The following is a 17,705-nucleotide window of genomic DNA, read 5'->3' as shown; positions in this document are numbered from 1 at the left end:
GGCTTATTTGGCCGCCGTCTGCAAGGCTTGCTGGTAATCGGGTTTCGAGTAGCCGGCAAAGTGCTTGTTCGTGATGTCGAGGAATTCGCGCGAGCGGTAGGCGGCCGCCAGGTCTTTCGCGAACTGCTTGTCCTTGTCCGCTGTGCGGATGGCCACCAGGTTGATGTAGTTGGGCGAGATTTTCTCGGCCACCAGCGCATCCGTCAGCTTCAGCCCTGACGCCAGCGCGTAATTGCCGTTGATGAAGGAGTAGTCGGTGTCGCCCAGCGAGCGTGGCAGTTGCGCCGCTTCCAGCGGCAGCAGCTTGATTTTCTTGGTGTTGACGGCGATATCCTTTTCCGATGCGCGCACGGGGTCGAAGCTGGGGCGCAGCTTGATCCACCCCAGCTGGTCGAGCAGCACCAGCGCGCGCGCCTGGTTGGTCGGATCGTTCGGCAAGCCCACCGTCGTGCCTTCCTTCACGTCGTCCAGGGTCTTGTGCTTCTTGCTGTAGATGGCGATCGGCGCCGTGGGTATTGTGATCAGGTCCGTCAGGGCCAGTTTGTGTTCCAGCGCGAATTTCTTCAGGTAGACGATGTGCTGGAAGACGTTGGCGTCCAGCGAACCCTCGGCCAGCGCGAAGTTCGGCTGGATATAGTCGTTGAATTCCACCAGTTTGACCTTGTAGCCCTGCTTTTCCAGGATAGGCTTGATACCCAGCTTGATCTGGTCCGCATACGGCCCGGCGCTGGTGCCGATGGTGATGTCTTTCGGGTCCTTGGCGTGGACGAAGCTGCTGGCCAGTGCCAGGGTCAGGGCGGTGAGGAGGATGCTGCGGCGGGCGATGGTCATGGTGGCTCCTTGGTGGGTGAATCAGGAATACGCCGTCGGCTCGGGCACGGTGCCATTCAAGGCAAAGCGTCCCAGGTCGCGCAGCTTGTAGTCGATGGGGTCGTGCAGGGTATGCACGCGCACGTTGCGCCAGTAGCGGTCGAAGCCGTATTGGGCCGAGGTGGAGCGGGCGCCCGTCAGTTCGAACATCTGGCTGCTGATCTCCAGTCCCGCCTTGTGCGCCAGGCACTTGGCTTCGGCCACGGCGACGGCCAGCAAGCCCCGTTCGCGCGCCGTCACCAGCGCGCCCTTGCGGAACACTTTTTCCAGTTCCTGCGCCGCCGCGTCGGCCAGCACCTGCGCGGGGCGCAGCAAGAGCCACAGCTGGCCATAGCGGTGCTGTACCAGAGGGTCGTCCGTTGCCTTGGCCACGCCCGAGGCAAACCAGGCTTTCGCCTGTTCGTCCGTGTAGTGGCGCGCCGCCTCGAATGCACCTTCGGCGATGCCAAGGTACAGGTTCGCCATAATCAGCTGTGCGATCTGCGAGCGCACGGTGGCTTGCGGCGTGGCGGCCTGCGCGGGCGCCTGCAGCACCAGTTCGCGCGGCAGGGCCACCGCCTGGAAATGCACATTGCCGCTGTCCGTCTGGCGTTGGCCGAAGGCATCCCAGTCCGCCTGCACGGTGACGCCATCCTGGCGCGTGGGCAGGGCGGCGATCAGCGCCGTCTGCGTGGGCGCGTGCCAGGCCGAGACGGTCAGCCAGTCCGAGCCCACGGAACCGGAAGAAAAGCTCTTGATGCCGTCGAGGGTAAAACCGTCGTCGCTGTCGGCCGCGGTGACCCGTTTGTCGAGGGGATTCAAGGCATTGCCCCAGAACAGGCGCTCGTCGACGGTCAAGGCGAGCAGGCGGCGCTGCTGCTGCGCGCTGCCATACAGCTGCAGGCCGGCCAGCTGCAGATGGTGGAAGCCGAAGACATGCGCCAGCGCGCTGTCGGCCCGCGCCAGGATGCGGATCACCTGGTACACGAGGGGCCAGGACGCGCCCTGACCGCCGAATTCCACGGGGATCGACAAAGTCAGCAGACCCGACTCGCGCAGCCATTCGCGTTCCTGCGCCGCGTGCCCGCCGGCCTGGTCGCGGGCATTGGCCGTTTCGGCCAGGCGCGCGGCCAGCTTTGTTGCGATGCGGATGGCGTCCTGCAGGGGTTCCGGCACAGGCGGCTGGGGACGGGCGGCATGGAGAAAAACGCTAGACATGAGTGACATTCCAGAAAGACGATGACGCCGATATTGCACCGCCAGGCGCGCGCCGTACACGAAGAAAACCGCGCATGGATATGCGAAAAAAGCCGCGCGGAAGCCGGCGCCTCCGCTGGCGGGGCGTCAGGCCCGGATAGTCGAAAAACGCATATCGAAGCGCGAAAGCATTCGTTTTGCCGGACTGCTGATGGCGATAGGCTGCAAGCATCCGAGCAACTCCACTTTTGACAACCTACAGGGACGGGCATCACATGAGCATCTTGTTATTGGGCGGTAGCCCGCAACTCCCCTCGAGTTCCAGCCGCCTGCTGCTGCATATCGGCGAACAGCTGGCGCTGCAGGGCCACAGCTACGCCAAGCTGCATGTACGCGACCTGCCGGCGCGCGCCTTGCTGCTGGCCGACTACGACGATGCGGCGATTGCCCGCGCCGTGCGCGCCGTGGCCGACGCCGACGCCATCGTGATCGCCACGCCCATTTACAAGGCGTCGTATACAGGGTTGCTGAAAGCCTTCCTCGACCTGCTGCCGCAAGATGGCCTGGCCGGCAAGCTGGTGCTGCCGCTGGCCACGGGCGGCGGCCATGCCCACACCCTGGCGCTCGACTACGCGCTGCGTCCCGTGCTGCATGCGCTGGGCGCCAAGCAAGTCTTCACCAGCATCTACGCGAATGCGCAGCAACTGGCGTGGCACGAAGAACGGGGCCTGAGCCTGGATGCGCCGATTGCCGAACGCGTGCAGGCGGGCATCGAGGAACTCTCCACCGGCCTGTTCGTGCTGCAGGGGCAGCGCCCGCCCGCGCCCGCCGATATTTCTGTCCCCGTGCGTTCGCTGCAAGACCAGCCTTACGCGCCCCAGTATCAAGCCGCCTGATTATTCACCGACCAAGGAACTGCCATGACACACCGCCACGCACAACGACTCTCGCGCCGTACCACCCTGGGTTTGCTGTTTTCTGCCGTCGCCGGCGTGATGGCGGCCGGCATGCCGGTCGCGGCGCAGGCGCAAGCCAAGGGGGAAGTGCAAGCCAAGGGCGAGGTGCGCATCGGCTACCAGAAATACGGCACATTGACCTTGCTCAAGGGGCGCGGCACCCTGGAAAAACGCCTGGCCGAGCAGGGCGTGGGCGTGAAATGGACGGAGTTCCCGGCCGGTCCCGTGCTGCTGGAAGGCCTCAACGTGGGCAGCATCGATTTCGGCACCGTGGGCGAGGCGCCCCCCATCTTTGCGCAGGCGGCCGGCGCCAACCTGGTGTATGTCGGCAATGAGCCGGCGTCGCCGACCAGCGAAGCCATCGTCGTGCCCAAGGGTTCCGGCCTGCGCACCCTGGCCGACCTGAAGGGCAAGAAAATCGCCCTGAACAAGGGCTCGAACGTGCACTACCTGCTGTTGAAGGCACTGGAAAAGGCGGGTATCGCGTATGCCGACATCCAGCCCGTGTTCCTGCCGCCGGCCGACGCGCGCGCCGCCTTCGAGCGGGGCAGCGTGGATGCCTGGGCCATCTGGGACCCGTTCCTGGCGGCCGCGGAAAAGCAGCTGGGCGCCCGCGTGCTGGCCGACGGCAAGGGCCTGGTGGCGAACTACCAGTTTTATCTCGCCTCGCGCACGTATGCGGAAAAAAATCCCGAGATCCTGCGCATCGTGCTCGACGAGGTGGCCAAGGTCGATGACTGGGGCCGTAACAACCCCGACGAAGTGGCGACGATTCTCGCCGCGCAGACGGGTTTGGGCAAGGATGTCGTGGCGCTGGCCGCCTCGCGCTATGCGTATGGCGTCAAACCCGTGTCGGTCGACGTAATCGCCTCGCAGCAAAGGGTGGCCGATGCGTTTTCCAGCCTGAAGCTGATACCGAAACCGATCGTCGTCAAGGACGCGCTGCTGCCGGCGCGCCAGCTGGCCACCAGCACAAAATAAACAAGCAAAGGAAAGCGCACCATGTCATTGAATGTCTTCTGGTTCATCCCTACCCACGGCGACAGCCGCTACCTGGGCACGTCGCAGGGCGCACGTCCCGTCGATGCCGATTACCTGCGCCAGGTGGCCGTGGCCGCCGATACCCTGGGCTACGACGGCGTGCTGCTGCCGACGGGCCGCTCCTGCGAAGATGCGTGGGTGGTGGCCTCGTCCCTGATCAGCGTGACGCAAAAGCTGAAATTCCTCGTGGCCATCCGTCCCGGCCTGTCCACGCCCGGCCTGGCCGTGCGCATGGCGTCCACCTTTGACCGCCTGTCGAACGGGCGCCTGCTGATCAACGTCGTCACGGGCGGCGACCAGGGCGAGCTGGAAGCGGACGGTCTGTTTGCCGACCACGCCAAGCGCTATGAAATCTCCGATGAATTCATCAAGGTGTGGCGCGCCACCCTGGCGGGCGAGGGCGGCGCGGCCGGCTATGATTTCGAGGGCAAGCATATCCAGGTGAAGGGCGCGAAAACCTTGTATCCGCCCGTGCAGAAACCGTATCCGCCGCTGTACTTCGGCGGCTCGTCGGAGCCGGCGCATGAACTGGCGGCCGAGCAGATGGACGTGTACCTGACGTGGGGCGAGCCGCCTGCCGCGGTCGCCGAGAAAATCGCGGACATCCGCGCGCGCGCCGCCAAGCGGGGACGCACGGTGCGCTTCGGCATCCGCCTGCACGTGATCGTGCGCGAAACCAACGAGGCGGCCTGGCGCGCGGCCGATGAACTGATCAGCCACCTGGACGACGACATCATCGCCAAGGCGCAGGCGGCGTTCGGCAAGATGGATTCCGTGGGCCAGCAACGGATGGCGGCCCTGCATGGCGGGCGGCGCGACAAGCTCGAAGTGTCGCCCAACCTGTGGGCCGGCGTGGGCCTGGTGCGCGGCGGCGCGGGCACGGCCCTCGTGGGCGATGGCCCGACGGTGGTGGCGCGCATGCAGGAATACGCGGACCTGGGCATAGACACCTTCATTTTCTCCGGCTATCCGCACCTGGAAGAATCGTACCGCTTCGCCGAACTGGTGTTCCCGTTGCTGGGCAAGGGTAAGGCCGTGGGTGAGCAGTCACTGACGGGGCCCTTCGGCGAAGTCATGGCCAGCAATATCGTGCCGGCCGCGCCGCAGAGAAAGGCGGCCTGAGATGGGCGCCGGCCCCACTTTCACCACCAAGCGTCTGCCCGGCACGCCGTGGCGCAATGCGCTGGCGCCGTGGGCCTTGCCCGTGGCGCTGCTGCTGGCCTGGCAACTGGCGGCGCAGTGGGGCTGGCTGTCGAGCCGCATCTTGCCCGAGCCGTGGGCCGTGGCGAAAGCCTTCTGGCACCTGGCCGTATCGGGCGAATTGTGGCTGCACCTGAAAACGAGCTTGTGGCGCGCCACGGTCGGTTTTACCGTCGGCGCCGGACTGGGCTTGCTGCTGGGACTCTTGACGGGCAGCTTCCGCCACGCGGAAACCCTGCTCGACACGACCCTGCAAATGGTGCGCAACATCCCGGCCCTGGCCCTGATCCCGCTGGTGATCCTGTGGTTCGGCATCGACGAGACGGCGAAACTGTTCCTGCTGGCCGTCGGCGTCTTCTTTCCCGTCTACCTGAACACCTTCCACGGCATCCGCTCGGCCGACCAGGGCTTGATCGAGATGGCGAAAAGCTACGGCCTGTCCGGCTGGCCCCTATACCGCGACGTGATCCTGCCGGCGGCCATGCCGTCAATCCTGGTCGGCGTGCGTTTTTCGCTCGGTCTCGTGTGGGTGCTGCTGATCGTCGCCGAAACCATCTCGGCGCAGGCCGGCATCGGCTACATGACCATGAATGCCCGCGAATTCCTGCAAACGGACGTGGTGCTGGTGGGGATTTTGCTGTACGCCTTGCTGGGCAAGCTGGCCGATTTGTTCTCGCGCCGGCTGGAACGCCACTGCCTGCGCTGGAATCCCGCCTACCGATAGTGACGAAATGAGGAAAGAACACCATGCTGCTCGCCCCCATCCAGATCGAAACGGATTTCCTGTCGCACTTCGTGCAGTACGACCCGGCTAGCGCACCGCAGGCCAAGGCCGCCCCGCAGGCCCCTCTGGCGCGCCGCGGCGTGCCGCTGGCCTTGACGCAATTGAGCAAGGCCTATGGCGAACGTCCGGTCCTGAAAAACGTCGACCTGCAACTGGAAGCGGGCGAATTTGTCGCCATCGTGGGACGCAGCGGCTGCGGCAAGAGCACCTTGCTGCGCTCGATCGCGGGCCTGGAAAGCGTCGATGAAGGCCAAATCGCCATCGGCAGCGGCGTGGGCGCGCCCGATATCCGCATCATGTTCCAGGAATCGCGGCTGCTGCCGTGGAAGACGGTGCTCGACAACGTGGCCCTGGGCTTGCCCCGTTCCGTCGGCGCGGCGGCCGCCTCGCTGTGGACGGTGGGCCTGGCCGAGCGGGCGGACGACTGGCCGTCAGCCCTGTCGGGCGGGCAGAAGCAGCGCGTGGCGCTGGCGCGCGCCCTTGTGCACGAGCCGCAACTGCTACTGCTCGACGAACCCCTGGGCGCGCTCGACGCCCTGACGCGCATCGAGATGCAGCAGCTGATCGAGTCGTTGTGGCTGGCGCGCGGTTTCACGGCCGTGCTGGTGACGCATGACGTGGCCGAAGCCGTGGCCCTGGCCGACCGGGTGCTGCTGATCGAGGATGGACAGGTCACCATGGACGTGCCGGTGGACTTGCCGCGCCCGCGCCAGCGCGGCCATGCGGCGTTCGCCGCGCTGGAACAGGCTATCTTGTCGCGCGTGCTGCAACCGCAGGGTCAGATAACTGCGCCAGCACGATGAAGCCGTCGCTGTCGAGCGTCGCGACGATGGCTTCATAATTGTCGATGGCCGGGTGGCGCGTGGCCAGCGGATGCGCATGCGTGGCGGTGACGACGATGACCTTTGCTCCAGCCGCTTCGCCCGCCTCGATGCCGACGGAGGCATCTTCGAACACCAGGCAATCGGAGGGCGCCACGCCCAGTTTTTCCGCCGCCAGCAAATAGCAATCGGGCCGGGGTTTGCCCGCCTTGACGTCTTCCGCCGTCACCATGATGGCCGGTATCGGCATGCCGGCCGCCTTCAGGCGGGCCGTGGCCAGCGCGCGCGGCGCCGAGGTGACGATGGCCCATTGCGCGGGCGGCAGCGATTGCAAAAAGCGCAGCGCGCCCGCGATTTCAATAATTCCTTCCACATCGATGATTTCGGCGTCCGTGATGCCCTGCGATTCGCGCTGCGCGTCGACGCCGGGCAAGCGCAGTTTGGCGATGGTGTCCACCGAGCGCGCGCCGTGGATCGTGGGCAGGAAGGCTGCCACGTCGAGGCCCTGGCGCTGCGCCCAGGTGCCCCAGATGCGTTCTGCGGCGGCGATGGAATTGATTACGGTGCCGTCCATGTCGAACAGAAAAGCCCGGTAGCGGCCGGCGGCCGATGGTGTCGGGGATGAAGACGGCGAGGGCAGTGCGGACATGGCTTCCTTCCGGATGATGGGCTGGAAGCCATTGTAACGGCAGTCGATTTTTATTTCACAGGTAGACCGATTCAAACCTGGCCACGGGCGCGCCATCCTTGAGCAGGATCAGGTACTCGCCTTCGAAACGGTAGCCCGTCACGCTGTTCAAGTTGGCCAGCACGGCGCTTTCCAGCTGCATCAGGGGCGGCGGGCAGGCCATGCGCGTGCCGGCCAGCTGCGTGAAGCGCAGGGCAGTGCCGGCCAGCGTGTAGCCGCCCATGACCTGGTTGCAGCCCGTGAAACCATGGACCTTGCCATCGTCGGTGAGGGTGATGCGCACTTCGCGCTCCTGCTGCGGCGCCATCGTCACCGGGGCGCCATCGAGTTCCGTCAGCTTCCAGTAGGTATTCGTCAGGCTGTAGCTGGGCGTCAGGCCGGTGTCCGGCTTGGCGCTGTCGGACGTGGCGGCGCAGCCGCCGGCCATGGCGATGGCGGCGGCGAGGGACAGGTATGTGAGGCGATGCAGCATGGCGAGCTCCAGTATCAAGGTGAATAGCCGCAAGATTAGCAGTTTTCCCGTATCTGCCCGCGTACCGCAGCGGCGAATGTTTCCATTTTGCCAGTACTGGCATTACACTCATGCTTTCTGCTGTTTCAACCTTGATCGGGGAGCCGGGCCGATGCTGCAAGCGCAAGCGCTGGATAATCGACTGGTCGCCACCAGTGCCGACGACGTGCTGGTCGACCGCATCGTGCCGGGCGCGCCGCTGGTCATCGCTTTCGGTTTTGTTTCGTGGACAACGCGTCCCGCCTTCGATTTTTACGGGCGCCTGCGCAAGCTGGAGCAGGCCAGCGGACAGCACCTGAACAAGATCCTCGTGCGCGATTCGGGCAACGCCTGGTACCACCGCCGCATCGCGGGCCTGGGCAATCATGTGGATGAAACGGCGCAAGCCCTGCGCGAGCTGGTGCGCCGCATCGCACCGAGTCAAGTCTCCACCCTTGGCCAGTCCATGGGCGCGTACGCGGCCGTCATGTATGGCTTGCTGCTCGAGGCGCAGCAGATCGTCGCCTTCGGACCCTTGTCTTTTCTGGACGTGCAGCAGGCGCGCCTGTACCACGAGCTGCGCTGGCTGCCCGTGATGGAGTCGCTGGCGCAAGACCCGCCGCCGTCTGGCTACTATGACCTGGCCGCCCTGTGCCGCGCCAGGGCGACGGCCGATACGCAGCTGCACCTGGTGTTCGGCACGCGGCCTGACGTGGCCCGGCCCGACGTCGCCAATGCGGGCGCCAGTGCCAGCGAATCGGTGAACCTCGACGCCATGCACGCGCAGCGCCTGGCCGCCTTCGGCCGCTGCACCCTGCACCCGTATCCCCAGTCGGGCCATGCGGTGGTGCAGCACCTGATCGACACGAAGCGCATCAACGGCTTGCTGGCCAGCTGCATACTCGGTCTCACGCTGGAAGAAGAACCCATGCCGGAGATCGGCGCCGCCTGGCAAGACTGGGTGGCGGAAAACCTGCGCCTCGGCTGCGCCGGCGAGCAGCTGGTGGCGGTGCTGCAGCAGCATGGCTTTTCGCTGGCCAGCAGCATGGCCGCCGTGGATGCGGCCCGCGCCAAGGCCCTATGACGCCGCAGTTCGAACTCGACACCCTGAAAATCCGCATCGCCGCGCCTGAACTGGCGGCGCTCGACTTGCGCGTGCGGGTGCAGCGCGCGCTGCGCCAGTTGATACTCGACGGCGTGCTGGCGCCCGGCCTGCGCCTGCCGGCTACGCGCGCGCTGGCGCAGTCGCTGGGCGTGTCGCGCGAGACGGTGGAAATGGCGTATGCGCAGCTGCGCCTCGATGGTTATGTGCGGCGGCAGGCGGGATCGGGCAGTTTTGTCTCGCCGACGATAGGCGCGAGCTTGCTGGGCAAGACTGCGACTGCGTTGCCGCCCTTGTCCGCGCAGCCGGTGGCCCTCAGCGCGCGCGGCGCGCAGATTCTCGCCAGCGGCGGCGTGGCCGACCAGCAGAGCGTGAAGGCCTTCGCCACGGGCTTGCCGGAAACGCGGGCCTTTCCGCTCGACGTGTGGGAGCGCTTGCGGCGCCAGGCCGCCGGCGAACACCATGTGCTGCTGCACGGCGACCCGCAAGGGGCCGGGCCTTTGCGCCAGGCCATCGCCGACTATGTGAACCTGGAGCGGGGCGCGCGGGCCACGGCGGACCAGGTGCTGGTGCTGAGCAGCACGCGCCAGGCCCTGTACCTGTGCGGGCAAGTGCTGGCCGACGCGCACGGTCCCATCCTGATGGAAGACCCCGGCTATTTCGGCGCGCGCAAGGCGTTTGAGATGGCGCAATTGCGAGTCGTGCCAGTCCCCGTCGATGCGCATGGCTTGTCCATCGAGCACCTGCGCGCGGACCGCAGCGGGGCCAACACGGTGTACGTCACGCCCTCGCATCAATACCCGACGGGCGCCACCCTGGCGCTTGAGCGCCGCCTGGCCCTGACTGCCTGGGCCGCCGAGCGCCAGGGCTGGATCATCGAGGACGATTACGACAGCCAGTTTCATTACGCGGGCTTGCCGACGGCTTGCGTGCAGGGGCTCGACACGCAGCAGCGCACGATCTACCTTGGCACCTTTGCCAAGTCGCTGTATCCGGGCCTGCGCATCGGCTACATGGTGCTGCCGCCCGCGCTGGTCAAGCCGATGACGTATGCGCGCAGCATCCTCGACGGGCATACGCCGCAGCTGGACCAGCTGACACTGGCCCGTTTCATCGCCGACGGCCATTTCGCGGCCCATGTGCGCGCCATGCGCAAGGTCTACGCCGTGCGCCGCGATGCGATGGCGCAGGCCGTGCAGCGGCACTTGCCGCACGTGGTCGCGGCGCAGCTGCCGCCGGGCGGCTTGCAGATGCAGTGTCTGCTGCACGGGGGCAGGGACGAGCTGGAAACGATACGCCTGGCGGCGCAGGCGGGCATCGTGCTGCCGGGCCTGAGCCGGCTGTACGCGAGGCCGCCGGCGCGGGGCGGCTGGCTGCTGGGTTTTGCCGCGCTCACGCCGCACGAGATCGACAGCGGCATCGTCCGCCTGGCCCGCGCGCTGGGGTGAGCGCTCGAGTGGTCTGCTATGCATGCGAAAAGTGGCCTGCCTGAGCAGTCCATGTGGCCGTTAAGATGCCCCTTTTGAACCTCAGGCAAGGGCACACGCATGCAGACCAGTTCCACATCATCGGCGTCGATCGACAACACGGCACGGGCGCGCTGGCGCGACCTGGCATCCCCCGCCATGGCGGCCTTCATCTCCGTCCTCGTCAACTATGGCGGCACCTTCGTGCTGGTATTCCAGGCGGCCCAGCTGGCCCAGCTGAGCGCAGCGCAGACGGCGTCCTGGGTCTGGTCGCTGAGCATCGGCGTGGGCGTGACGGGCATCTGGCTCAGCTACCGCTACCGCGCACCCATCATCACGGCCTGGTCCACGCCCGGCGTGGCCTTCCTGGCCACCGTCATGCCGCATACGCCGTATGCCGAGGTGATCGGCGCCTATATCGTGTCCGCCATCGCCTTCATCTTGCTGGGCATGTCCGGCGCCTTCGAGCGCCTGGTGCGCCTGATACCGGGCGGCATCGCCGCCGGCTTGCTGGCCGGAATCCTGCTGCAATTCGGCGTGAACGCGTTCGGCGGCGCCAGCGCCGATCCGCTGCTGGTGGCGGTATTGCTGCTGTCGTACGCCGTGCTGCGCCGTTTTACGGCACGCTTTGCCGTGGTGGGCATCATGCTGACCGGCCTGGCCCTGCTGCTGGCGCAGGGGCGCATCGATACGCAAGGCATAGCACTGGCCCTGGCCGCGCCCGTGTTCGAGATGCCGCGCTTTTCCGTGGCGTCGCTGCTGGGCGTGGCGCTGCCCCTGTTCCTGATCACCCTGACGGGGCAATACATGCCCGGCATGCTGGTGCTGCGCAATGACGGCTACCAGGTCAGCGCCAATCCCATTTTGACGGTGACGGGCCTCGGTTCGCTGCTCATGGCGCCATTCGGCGCGCACGCCTTCAATGTGGCCGCCATCACGGCCGCCATCTGCACGGGCAAGGATGCGCATGCGGACCCGTCGAAGCGCTATGTCGCGGGCCTGGCGTGCGGCGTGCTGTACATCCTGGTGGGCATCTTCGGCGTCACCCTGGCCAGCCTGTTCATGGTCTTGCCGCGTCCCTTCATCACGGCGCTGGCGGGCCTGGCCTTGCTGGGCGCCATCGGCAACAGCCTGGCGCAGGCGATGGCGGACGTGCGCATGCGCGAAACGGCGCTGATCACCTTCCTGGCCACGGCCGCGAACGTGACCCTGCTGGGCGTGGGCGGCGCCCTGTGGGGACTGGCGGCCGGGCTGGCGGCGCATGCGCTGATGCATGGCTGGCGCAAGGCGGCATAGCAAGATAGGTTGCCCGTTTTGCCGGCCGCCGCATACAATTGCTGCGCCCGTGCCCGTTGGCACCGTAATCCGACTTGAGCCGAACGATGCCCGAGATCACTTCCCTGGCGCAGTATCTGCTGGCGATCACGCCCGCCTTCCTCGTCTGCGCCGCCTTGCTGCTGGCCGTTCCCCGGACGGTGCCGCTGCTGCGCGTGCTCGTGCACATCCTGTTCTTCGTGCTGGCGCGCGACGCGATGACGGCGCATGGCTATTGGCAAGTGGCGGCGGGCGGCTTGCGCTTCACGGCGCCGCCGCCAGTCTTGCTGGCGCTGGGCGCCATGTCGCTGGCCCTGGTGGCGAGTATTTGCTGGCTGGAAAGCGAGGCGCGCCGCCAGATCCGCTGGCTGGGCACGCGGCCGGCCCTGTCCGTGTTGCTGGGCGTGGCGGGCGCCATACTGATCATTGCGCTGGCGACGGGCTTGAAAGCCGTGTTTAACTTGCCCTCGCTGGCGCCCGTCGCGACATCCGCGCTGCCCTTGCTGCTGGGCTTTGCGCTGGCGGCCAACTGTTATGAGGAATTGCTGTTTCGCGGCTTGCTGCAGCAGCAATTGCGCGCCTGGCTGCCGGCCTGGCGCGCGGCGCTGGTGTCGGGTCTGCTGTTTGGCCTGTGCCACGCCTTTCTCGCCACCACCGTCACGCAGGTGGGCGCGCCCATCTTCGTGTTCACCGTGATCGAAGGCGTGGTGGCGGGGCTGGTATATTGCCGTGCCGGCTTGCTGGGCGCATCCCTGGCGCATGGGTTGGCGATTTTTGCGCTGGCCGCCGGCTGGGTGTGAATCCTGTTGTTTAATGTTAAAGAAACGAGAAGACAATGCCTGTAAGCTCTTACCTGAATACCCGTCCCGTGCTGGGCGAGCGCGTCTACCTGCATGATACGGCGCAAGTGATTGGCGACGTGCAGATCGGCGACGACTGTTCCATCTGGTGCAACAGCGTGCTGCGCGGCGATGTCAACCGCATCGTCATCGGCGAAGGCAGCAATATCCAGGACTTTTCCATGGGCCACGTGTCGCACAGGAATGCGGCCAAGCCCGACGGTTCACCGTTGACCATCGGCAAGTACGTCACCATCGGCCATTCCGTGATCTTGCATGGCTGCACCATCGGCGACGAGTGCCTGATCGGCATGGGCAGCATCGTCATGGATGACGTGGTGGTGGAAAAACACGTGATGCTGGGTGCGGGCAGCCTGGTGTCGCCGGGCAAGGTGCTGGAAAGCGGCCATTTGTACGTGGGCCGTCCCGCCGCCAAGGTGCGCGCGCTGACCGAGGCCGAAATCGCCTACCTGCGCTATTCGGCCGAGCACTACGTGCGCGTGAAGAACAATTACCTGGCCGGCGAGCCGGACTGATGCGTCAGGCTGGCGCCGTGGCCAGCGCATTGATGCGCGCCGCCATGGCGCGCGCGTCAGGCACGCCGAGTACCAGGCGCGCCCACTTTTCGCCCTGCAATTCGATGACGAGCGGCTGCGTGCCGCGCGTCATGAAGACAAACTGGCGGTCGCCACCCTTGTGGTAGGTGCCCGCCGAAATGACGCCAGGCAGGTTGGTGCCCGGAGCGCGCAAGCCCAGGGCCGTGCCGCGGAAGCCGTCATCGTCGGTGGCGCCACGCACATGCTGCAGGGGAATACGCAGGTTGCCGTGAAAGGAGGCCAGCTTTTCCCACAGGGCCAGGCGGATGGTCAGTGCATCGTCGTTCAATTCGAGGACAGGCATGGTGTCTCCTTTGGTGGTTGATCCAGATGGCTTAACAGGCGTTCGCCCAGCAGGCGGGCCGTCCCGGCGCCCGTGTCCTGCACGGCGGCGCGGCACAGCGCCGTGATGGCGGCGTCGGAGGGCGCCAGTTCCTTCAAGGCGATGATCAGCAAATCGACCGCTTCTTCCCGCGCCGGCCAGCCAGGCTGCAGCGCCTGCGCCAGCACGCGCTCGAACAGATGGCGCTTGGAGCCGAATGCCTTGTACAGGCTGCCGCGCAGCAAACCGGTCGCCTTGACCAGGTCATCGATCGATGCGGCGTTGTAGCCCAGGCTGCCAAAGACGGCGGCAGCCTGGCCGATGACGGTCGTTTCGTCGAAGTTGCGCGGTCTGGCCATGGTGCGTATGCAATGCGTGCGGCGGGGCGGGATGTCCCGTATCTGCTTCCACTATATGCATTGGTGAACGATTGGTCAATAACTATCGGCGGGCAGCCGTTGGCGCAGTTCCGGCCGCGGCGCCAGGTCGTGCGGCAGGCGCAGGCCGGAGACGAGGCCCAGGCGCCGCAACAGCAGCAGCATCCACCAGCCCGGGTCCCATTCGCCCGGCAGCAGGCCCAGCCTGGCTGAACCCGGATACGCGTGATGGTTGTTGTGCCAGCATTCGCCCATGGTCAGCAGCGAGGTCAGGCGGATATTCCGGCCTTGCACGGCGGCGCCGTCGACATGGAAGTGCATTTGCCCATGGTTGTGGGCGAAGTAGCCGATCAGCCAGTGGCCCAGCACGCCGGCGCTGACCCGCGCGCAGACGCCCCAGCAGACGTAGCCCCAGCCGCCCCAGGCGTAGAACAGCAGGGCCCAAGGCAGTTGCTGCAGCATCCACGTTTTTTCCAGGAAACGATAAAAACGGTCGTGCGCGATGCGCGGCTCGATGGCGATGTGCGGCGGGTGGTCGAGGTCCAGGCGGCAGTGCAATTGCCACCAGGCATCGCGCCAGAAGCCGGCGCCGTGGCGCAGATAGGGGTGGCAGTCGGGCAGGCGCTGGGCATAGTCGCGCAGCTCGTGCTGGCGCAGCAGGCCCAGCGGGCCGCTCAGGCCCACCAGCACGCCCAGGTAGACGAGTACATATTCCAGCCATTGCGGGCATGCGAAGCTGTCGTGGATCAGTTTGCGGTGGCTGCCCAGCGAGTGGCCGAACAGCAGGACGATGGCCGTGCTGACGATAAACAGCGCCACGCCCGTCCAGCTGAAGAAGAACACGGCGCCGGCAATGGCGCCGGCCAGCATGGCCGTCAGCCACAGCGATGGCAGCGGCGCGTAGCGCACCACGCCGTCCAGCACTTCGCCAGCGTGGCTGGCGCGGACGCGATGACTGTCCAGGCTGGCCGTTGGCATCAGCCCTTGGGGGCCGACGACGGTTGCGTGTACTTGTCGAAGTTGGTGATGTAATCGTTGAAGTTGTCGGTCAGCATGCGCTTGTACTGTTCCGTGAAGAAGGCCACGGCGCCTTCCTTCTCTGCCTGCATCTTGGCCACGTCGTTGCTCTTGCTGGCGACGAGGAAGGCGTTGAAGCGGGCGGCCGCGTACAGCAGCGAGGTGGCCACTTCATTGCCGCCGCTGTGCATGCATTGCTCATTGGCCAGGGCGATGACCTGGTCGGCGCGTTCCCAGAATTCCGGGCCCGGTGCTGGTTTTGTCGTTGGTGTGCTCATAGAAATCCTTCATGAAAGTGCGCGCCAGTCTACACAGGGGGCCGCGGGCTGTCCAGCCGCACGGCCGCCAGTCAGGGCGTTTGCAGGATCTGTTCGAGCAGCGCGGCCAGCGGCTGGCGGATATCGAGCACGATGCCGGCCTCGTCCGCCTGCAGCGGTTGCAGGGTGGCCAGCTGGCTGTCGAGCAGGCTGGCGGGCATGAAGTGGCCCGGGCGCTGCAAGCGGCTTTCCAGCACGGCGCGCGGGCCGTCCAGGTGGACAAAGCGCAGGGCCGGGTCGCCTGCGCGCAGCACGTCGCGGTAGGCGCGCTTCAGGGCCGAGCAAGAGACGACGAGGCCGCTGTCTTGCGCGCGCGCCGCAGCGATGCGTTCGTGCAGGGCGGCCAGCCAGCCGGCCCGGTCGGCATCGTCGAGCGGGATGCCGGCCGCCATCTTGGCCACGTTTTGCGGGGAATGCACGTCGTCGCCTTCCACGTAGGGCACGTGCAGGGCCTCGGCCAGCAGGCTGCCGACGGCGCTCTTGCCGCAGCCGGACACGCCCATCACGACCCAGCGCACGGCGGGCACGTCCAGGTGCAAGGTCAAGGTGCCGAGACGATGACGGTGACGCGGCGGTTTTCCGCCTTGCCCGTCTTGCTGGCGTTCGAGGCGACCGGTTTGCTCATGCCCAGGCCCTTGACGGTGATGTTGTCGCGCGGAATGCCCGATGCGCTCATGGCGTCGGCCACCACGTTGGCGCGCGCCAGCGACAGCTTGTTGTTGTACGCTTCCGTGCCTTCGTTATCCGTATGGCCTTCCACGCGCATGTGGGTAATGCCCACTTTCAGCAGGGCGGCGCTGATTTTCTGGATGGCGTTGCGGCTCGGTGCCGTCAGCTTGGCGGCGTCGAATTCGAACAGCAGCTTGTCCGTAAAGCTCAGTTCCCAGCCTTCGTCGGTCTGGTTGAAGCCTTGCTCCTTCAAGGTGGCGACTTGCTCGGCGTTGAACAGCGGTTTGATTTCTGGCGTGCTCTGGCAGGCGGCCAGCAGGCCCAGCATGAACAGACCGAGGACGCCGCGGCGTAATTGTGTGTAGAGAAATTGCATGGTGTTGCTCCTTGGTTCAGGGGTGAATATGGGGTTGCGGCAGGCGCGCCACCTGGCGCGTGCCGCGCTGCGCCTGCTTGGCGCGGTACATGGCTTCATCCGCCGCGCCCACCAGCGAGACGGCGTCGATGGCGTGGTCGGGGAAGACGGCCACGCCGATGGTCAGCGAGCTGACGATACTGTTGCCAGTGGGCAGCTCAATGGCTTGCGCCATGGCGGCGATGATGTTGTCGGCGATGTGCATGGCGTCGCTGCTGTTGCGCAGCGGCTTGAGCAGGATGGCGAATTCGTCGCCGCCCAAGCGCGCCACCAGGTCGCCCTCGCGCAATTGCTGCTTGATGCGCGCGGCGATCGTCACCAGCACCCGGTCGCCCGAGGCATGGCCGAAGGTGTCGTTGATGTATTTGAAGCGGTCGCTGTCGAGGAACAGCACGGCCACCTTGCCATTGCCGACCCGCGCTTCGAGGATGGCGCGTTCCAGCTCCGCTTCCATGAAGGCGCGGTTTGACAGGCCCGTCAGGCTGTCGTGGTTGGCGCGGTGCGACAGCGAGGCGTTTTCCTTTTGCAGATGGCTTTGCCATGCTTCCAGTTCGTCGAGCAGGGCGTTGAAGTCGTCATTGATCTGGTTCAACTCGGCAATATTGGCTGGCGGCACGCGCAGTTCGAACGAGCGGTCGCGCCGCACGCGGTGGGCCGTTTCCGCCAGGTGGCGCAGGGGCGACGTGATTTCCGTTTCCATGCGGCGCGACAGGCGCACGGCGACGGCCAGGCTGAGCACCAGGCAGGCGAGCAGGCAGGCCAGGCCGCTGAGCAGGAAGGGCAGCAGGCTGCGGCTGTGCGGCACCAGGGTGATGTTGCCGATGGCTTGTTCATTGCGCGTGATGGGGAAGGTCAGCGAATCGGGCAGCATCCAGCCCGTCAGCGCGCGTTCGATGTAGTAGCGCGTGCCATGTTGCCCCCGTTCCCAGCGGGCCAGCACCTTGCCGGCCGTGTCGCTCACCTGCGCCTGGTCAATATCTTCATTGACGCCGATCAAGGCCAGCGCTTCCCTGGCGGCCTGGGAATCGCCAAAGACGACGGCCCCTTCCACCGTGTAGCTCATCGAGCGGGCCACCAGGCGCAGGTTCTGGTCCGAATACACGCGCAGGGCTAGCAGCGCCACGGCCGTCAGGGTCAGGCCGGCCGCCAGCACGGCGATCAGCGATACGCTCAGGTGGGCGCGCCGCAGCACGCTGTCGAGCGTGGGGCGGGGTGCGCGGGCAGGCTTGGTGCTCATGCGGGCGC

21 protein-coding genes are annotated in these 17,705 nt (G+C 66.3%); 10 read left to right on the top strand and 11 right to left on the bottom strand.

What is annotated here, in order from left to right; translation table 11 throughout:
* Window positions 1–3: 3 nt before the first annotated feature.
* Window positions 4–831, bottom strand: coding sequence for a MetQ/NlpA family ABC transporter substrate-binding protein (locus tag OX459_RS14545; RefSeq protein ID WP_289905554.1), 828 nt, complete (start codon window positions 829–831; stop codon window positions 4–6).
* Between the two features lie 21 nt (window positions 832–852).
* On the bottom strand, window positions 853–2,067 hold the full coding sequence (locus OX459_RS14540) for an acyl-CoA dehydrogenase family protein (protein WP_289905553.1): 1,215 nt from the start codon (window positions 2,065–2,067) through the stop codon (window positions 853–855).
* Between the two features lie 254 nt (window positions 2,068–2,321).
* Here OX459_RS14540 and ssuE point away from each other — a divergent pair, with 254 nt between their 5' ends.
* From ssuE to OX459_RS14515, 5 genes are read left to right on the top strand one after another with little or no spacing between them, the layout of a single operon-like run.
* A complete protein-coding gene (ssuE, locus tag OX459_RS14535) occupies window positions 2,322–2,942 on the top strand; it encodes an NADPH-dependent FMN reductase (protein ID WP_099664566.1) in 621 nt (206 codons plus the stop codon).
* Window positions 2,943–2,966: 24 nt separating this feature from the next.
* The gene (locus OX459_RS14530) at window positions 2,967–3,983 is read left to right on the top strand and encodes a sulfonate ABC transporter substrate-binding protein (protein WP_289905552.1); all 1,017 of its coding nucleotides are present in this window, start codon (window positions 2,967–2,969) and stop codon (window positions 3,981–3,983) included.
* Window positions 3,984–4,004: 21 nt separating this feature from the next.
* Window positions 4,005–5,165: an FMNH2-dependent alkanesulfonate monooxygenase gene (ssuD, locus tag OX459_RS14525; RefSeq protein ID WP_289905551.1), complete on the top strand. Its 1,161-nt coding sequence runs from the start codon at window positions 4,005–4,007 to the stop codon at window positions 5,163–5,165.
* 1 nt (window position 5,166) lies between these two features.
* Window positions 5,167–5,967 (top strand): aliphatic sulfonate ABC transporter permease SsuC, encoded by an 801-nt coding sequence (ssuC, locus tag OX459_RS14520; protein WP_289905550.1) that lies wholly within the window; start codon window positions 5,167–5,169, stop codon window positions 5,965–5,967.
* A gap of 23 nt (window positions 5,968–5,990) precedes the next feature.
* Complete coding sequence (locus OX459_RS14515) at window positions 5,991–6,830, top strand: ATP-binding cassette domain-containing protein (RefSeq protein WP_289905549.1); 840 nt, start codon at window positions 5,991–5,993, stop codon at window positions 6,828–6,830.
* Here OX459_RS14515 and OX459_RS14510 read toward each other — a convergent pair.
* Together OX459_RS14510 and OX459_RS14505 are read right to left on the bottom strand one after the other, a co-directional pair.
* Window positions 6,775–7,497, bottom strand: a complete 723-nt coding sequence (locus OX459_RS14510) for an HAD-IA family hydrolase (protein WP_289899006.1) — start codon at window positions 7,495–7,497, stop codon at window positions 6,775–6,777. The genes OX459_RS14515 and OX459_RS14510 overlap by 56 nt on opposite strands.
* A gap of 55 nt (window positions 7,498–7,552) precedes the next feature.
* Window positions 7,553–8,008 carry an META domain-containing protein gene (locus OX459_RS14505; protein WP_289905548.1) on the bottom strand — a complete coding sequence of 152 codons (456 nt, stop codon included), beginning with the start codon at window positions 8,006–8,008 and terminating at the stop codon, window positions 7,553–7,555.
* 151 nt (window positions 8,009–8,159) lie between these two features.
* Here OX459_RS14505 and OX459_RS14500 point away from each other — a divergent pair, with 151 nt between their 5' ends.
* From OX459_RS14500 to OX459_RS14480, 5 genes are all read left to right on the top strand, one after another.
* On the top strand, window positions 8,160–9,110 hold the full coding sequence (locus OX459_RS14500; protein ID WP_289905547.1) for a hypothetical protein: 951 nt from the start codon (window positions 8,160–8,162) through the stop codon (window positions 9,108–9,110).
* Window positions 9,107–10,576, top strand: coding sequence for a PLP-dependent aminotransferase family protein (locus tag OX459_RS14495; protein WP_289905546.1), 1,470 nt, complete (start codon window positions 9,107–9,109; stop codon window positions 10,574–10,576). Before OX459_RS14500 ends, OX459_RS14495 begins: the two co-directional genes overlap by 4 nt.
* A gap of 177 nt (window positions 10,577–10,753) precedes the next feature.
* Window positions 10,754–11,890 carry a benzoate/H(+) symporter BenE family transporter gene (locus tag OX459_RS14490; RefSeq protein WP_289905602.1) on the top strand — a complete coding sequence of 379 codons (1,137 nt, stop codon included), beginning with the start codon at window positions 10,754–10,756 and terminating at the stop codon, window positions 11,888–11,890.
* Between the two features lie 86 nt (window positions 11,891–11,976).
* Window positions 11,977–12,708, top strand: a complete 732-nt coding sequence (locus OX459_RS14485) for a CPBP family intramembrane glutamic endopeptidase (protein WP_289905545.1) — start codon at window positions 11,977–11,979, stop codon at window positions 12,706–12,708.
* 35 nt (window positions 12,709–12,743) lie between these two features.
* On the top strand, window positions 12,744–13,283 hold the full coding sequence (locus tag OX459_RS14480) for a gamma carbonic anhydrase family protein (RefSeq protein ID WP_289905544.1): 540 nt from the start codon (window positions 12,744–12,746) through the stop codon (window positions 13,281–13,283).
* Window positions 13,284–13,287: 4 nt separating this feature from the next.
* Here the strand turns inward: OX459_RS14480 and OX459_RS14475 are convergent, their stop codons facing one another.
* From OX459_RS14475 to OX459_RS14445, 7 genes are all read right to left on the bottom strand, one after another.
* The gene (locus OX459_RS14475; RefSeq protein WP_099664554.1) at window positions 13,288–13,647 is read right to left on the bottom strand and encodes a hypothetical protein; all 360 of its coding nucleotides are present in this window, start codon (window positions 13,645–13,647) and stop codon (window positions 13,288–13,290) included.
* Window positions 13,629–14,024 (bottom strand): helix-turn-helix domain-containing protein, encoded by a 396-nt coding sequence (locus OX459_RS14470; RefSeq protein ID WP_289905543.1) that lies wholly within the window; start codon window positions 14,022–14,024, stop codon window positions 13,629–13,631. The genes OX459_RS14475 and OX459_RS14470 overlap by 19 nt, the downstream gene beginning before the upstream one ends.
* A gap of 75 nt (window positions 14,025–14,099) precedes the next feature.
* Window positions 14,100–15,020, bottom strand: a complete 921-nt coding sequence (locus OX459_RS14465) for a fatty acid desaturase (protein ID WP_289905542.1) — start codon at window positions 15,018–15,020, stop codon at window positions 14,100–14,102.
* On the bottom strand, window positions 15,020–15,337 hold the full coding sequence (locus tag OX459_RS14460; RefSeq protein WP_092712778.1) for a DUF3144 domain-containing protein: 318 nt from the start codon (window positions 15,335–15,337) through the stop codon (window positions 15,020–15,022). The genes OX459_RS14465 and OX459_RS14460 overlap by 1 nt, the downstream gene beginning before the upstream one ends.
* A 71-nt stretch (window positions 15,338–15,408) precedes the next feature.
* On the bottom strand, window positions 15,409–15,879 hold the full coding sequence (locus tag OX459_RS14455) for a gluconokinase (protein ID WP_289905601.1): 471 nt from the start codon (window positions 15,877–15,879) through the stop codon (window positions 15,409–15,411).
* 38 nt (window positions 15,880–15,917) lie between these two features.
* A complete protein-coding gene (locus OX459_RS14450) occupies window positions 15,918–16,421 on the bottom strand; it encodes an OmpA family protein (protein ID WP_251351177.1) in 504 nt (167 codons plus the stop codon).
* Between the two features lie 16 nt (window positions 16,422–16,437).
* A complete protein-coding gene (locus tag OX459_RS14445; protein WP_289905541.1) occupies window positions 16,438–17,697 on the bottom strand; it encodes a diguanylate cyclase in 1,260 nt (419 codons plus the stop codon).
* Between the last annotated feature and the right edge of the window lie 8 nt (window positions 17,698–17,705).

It is taken from the genome of Janthinobacterium sp. SUN026, from assembly GCF_030397625.1.
Lineage (GTDB): Bacteria > Pseudomonadota > Gammaproteobacteria > Burkholderiales > Burkholderiaceae_D > Janthinobacterium > Janthinobacterium kumbetense.
Note: the sequence above shows the minus strand (reverse complement) of the source record. Positions and strands in the feature narration are given on the sequence as shown.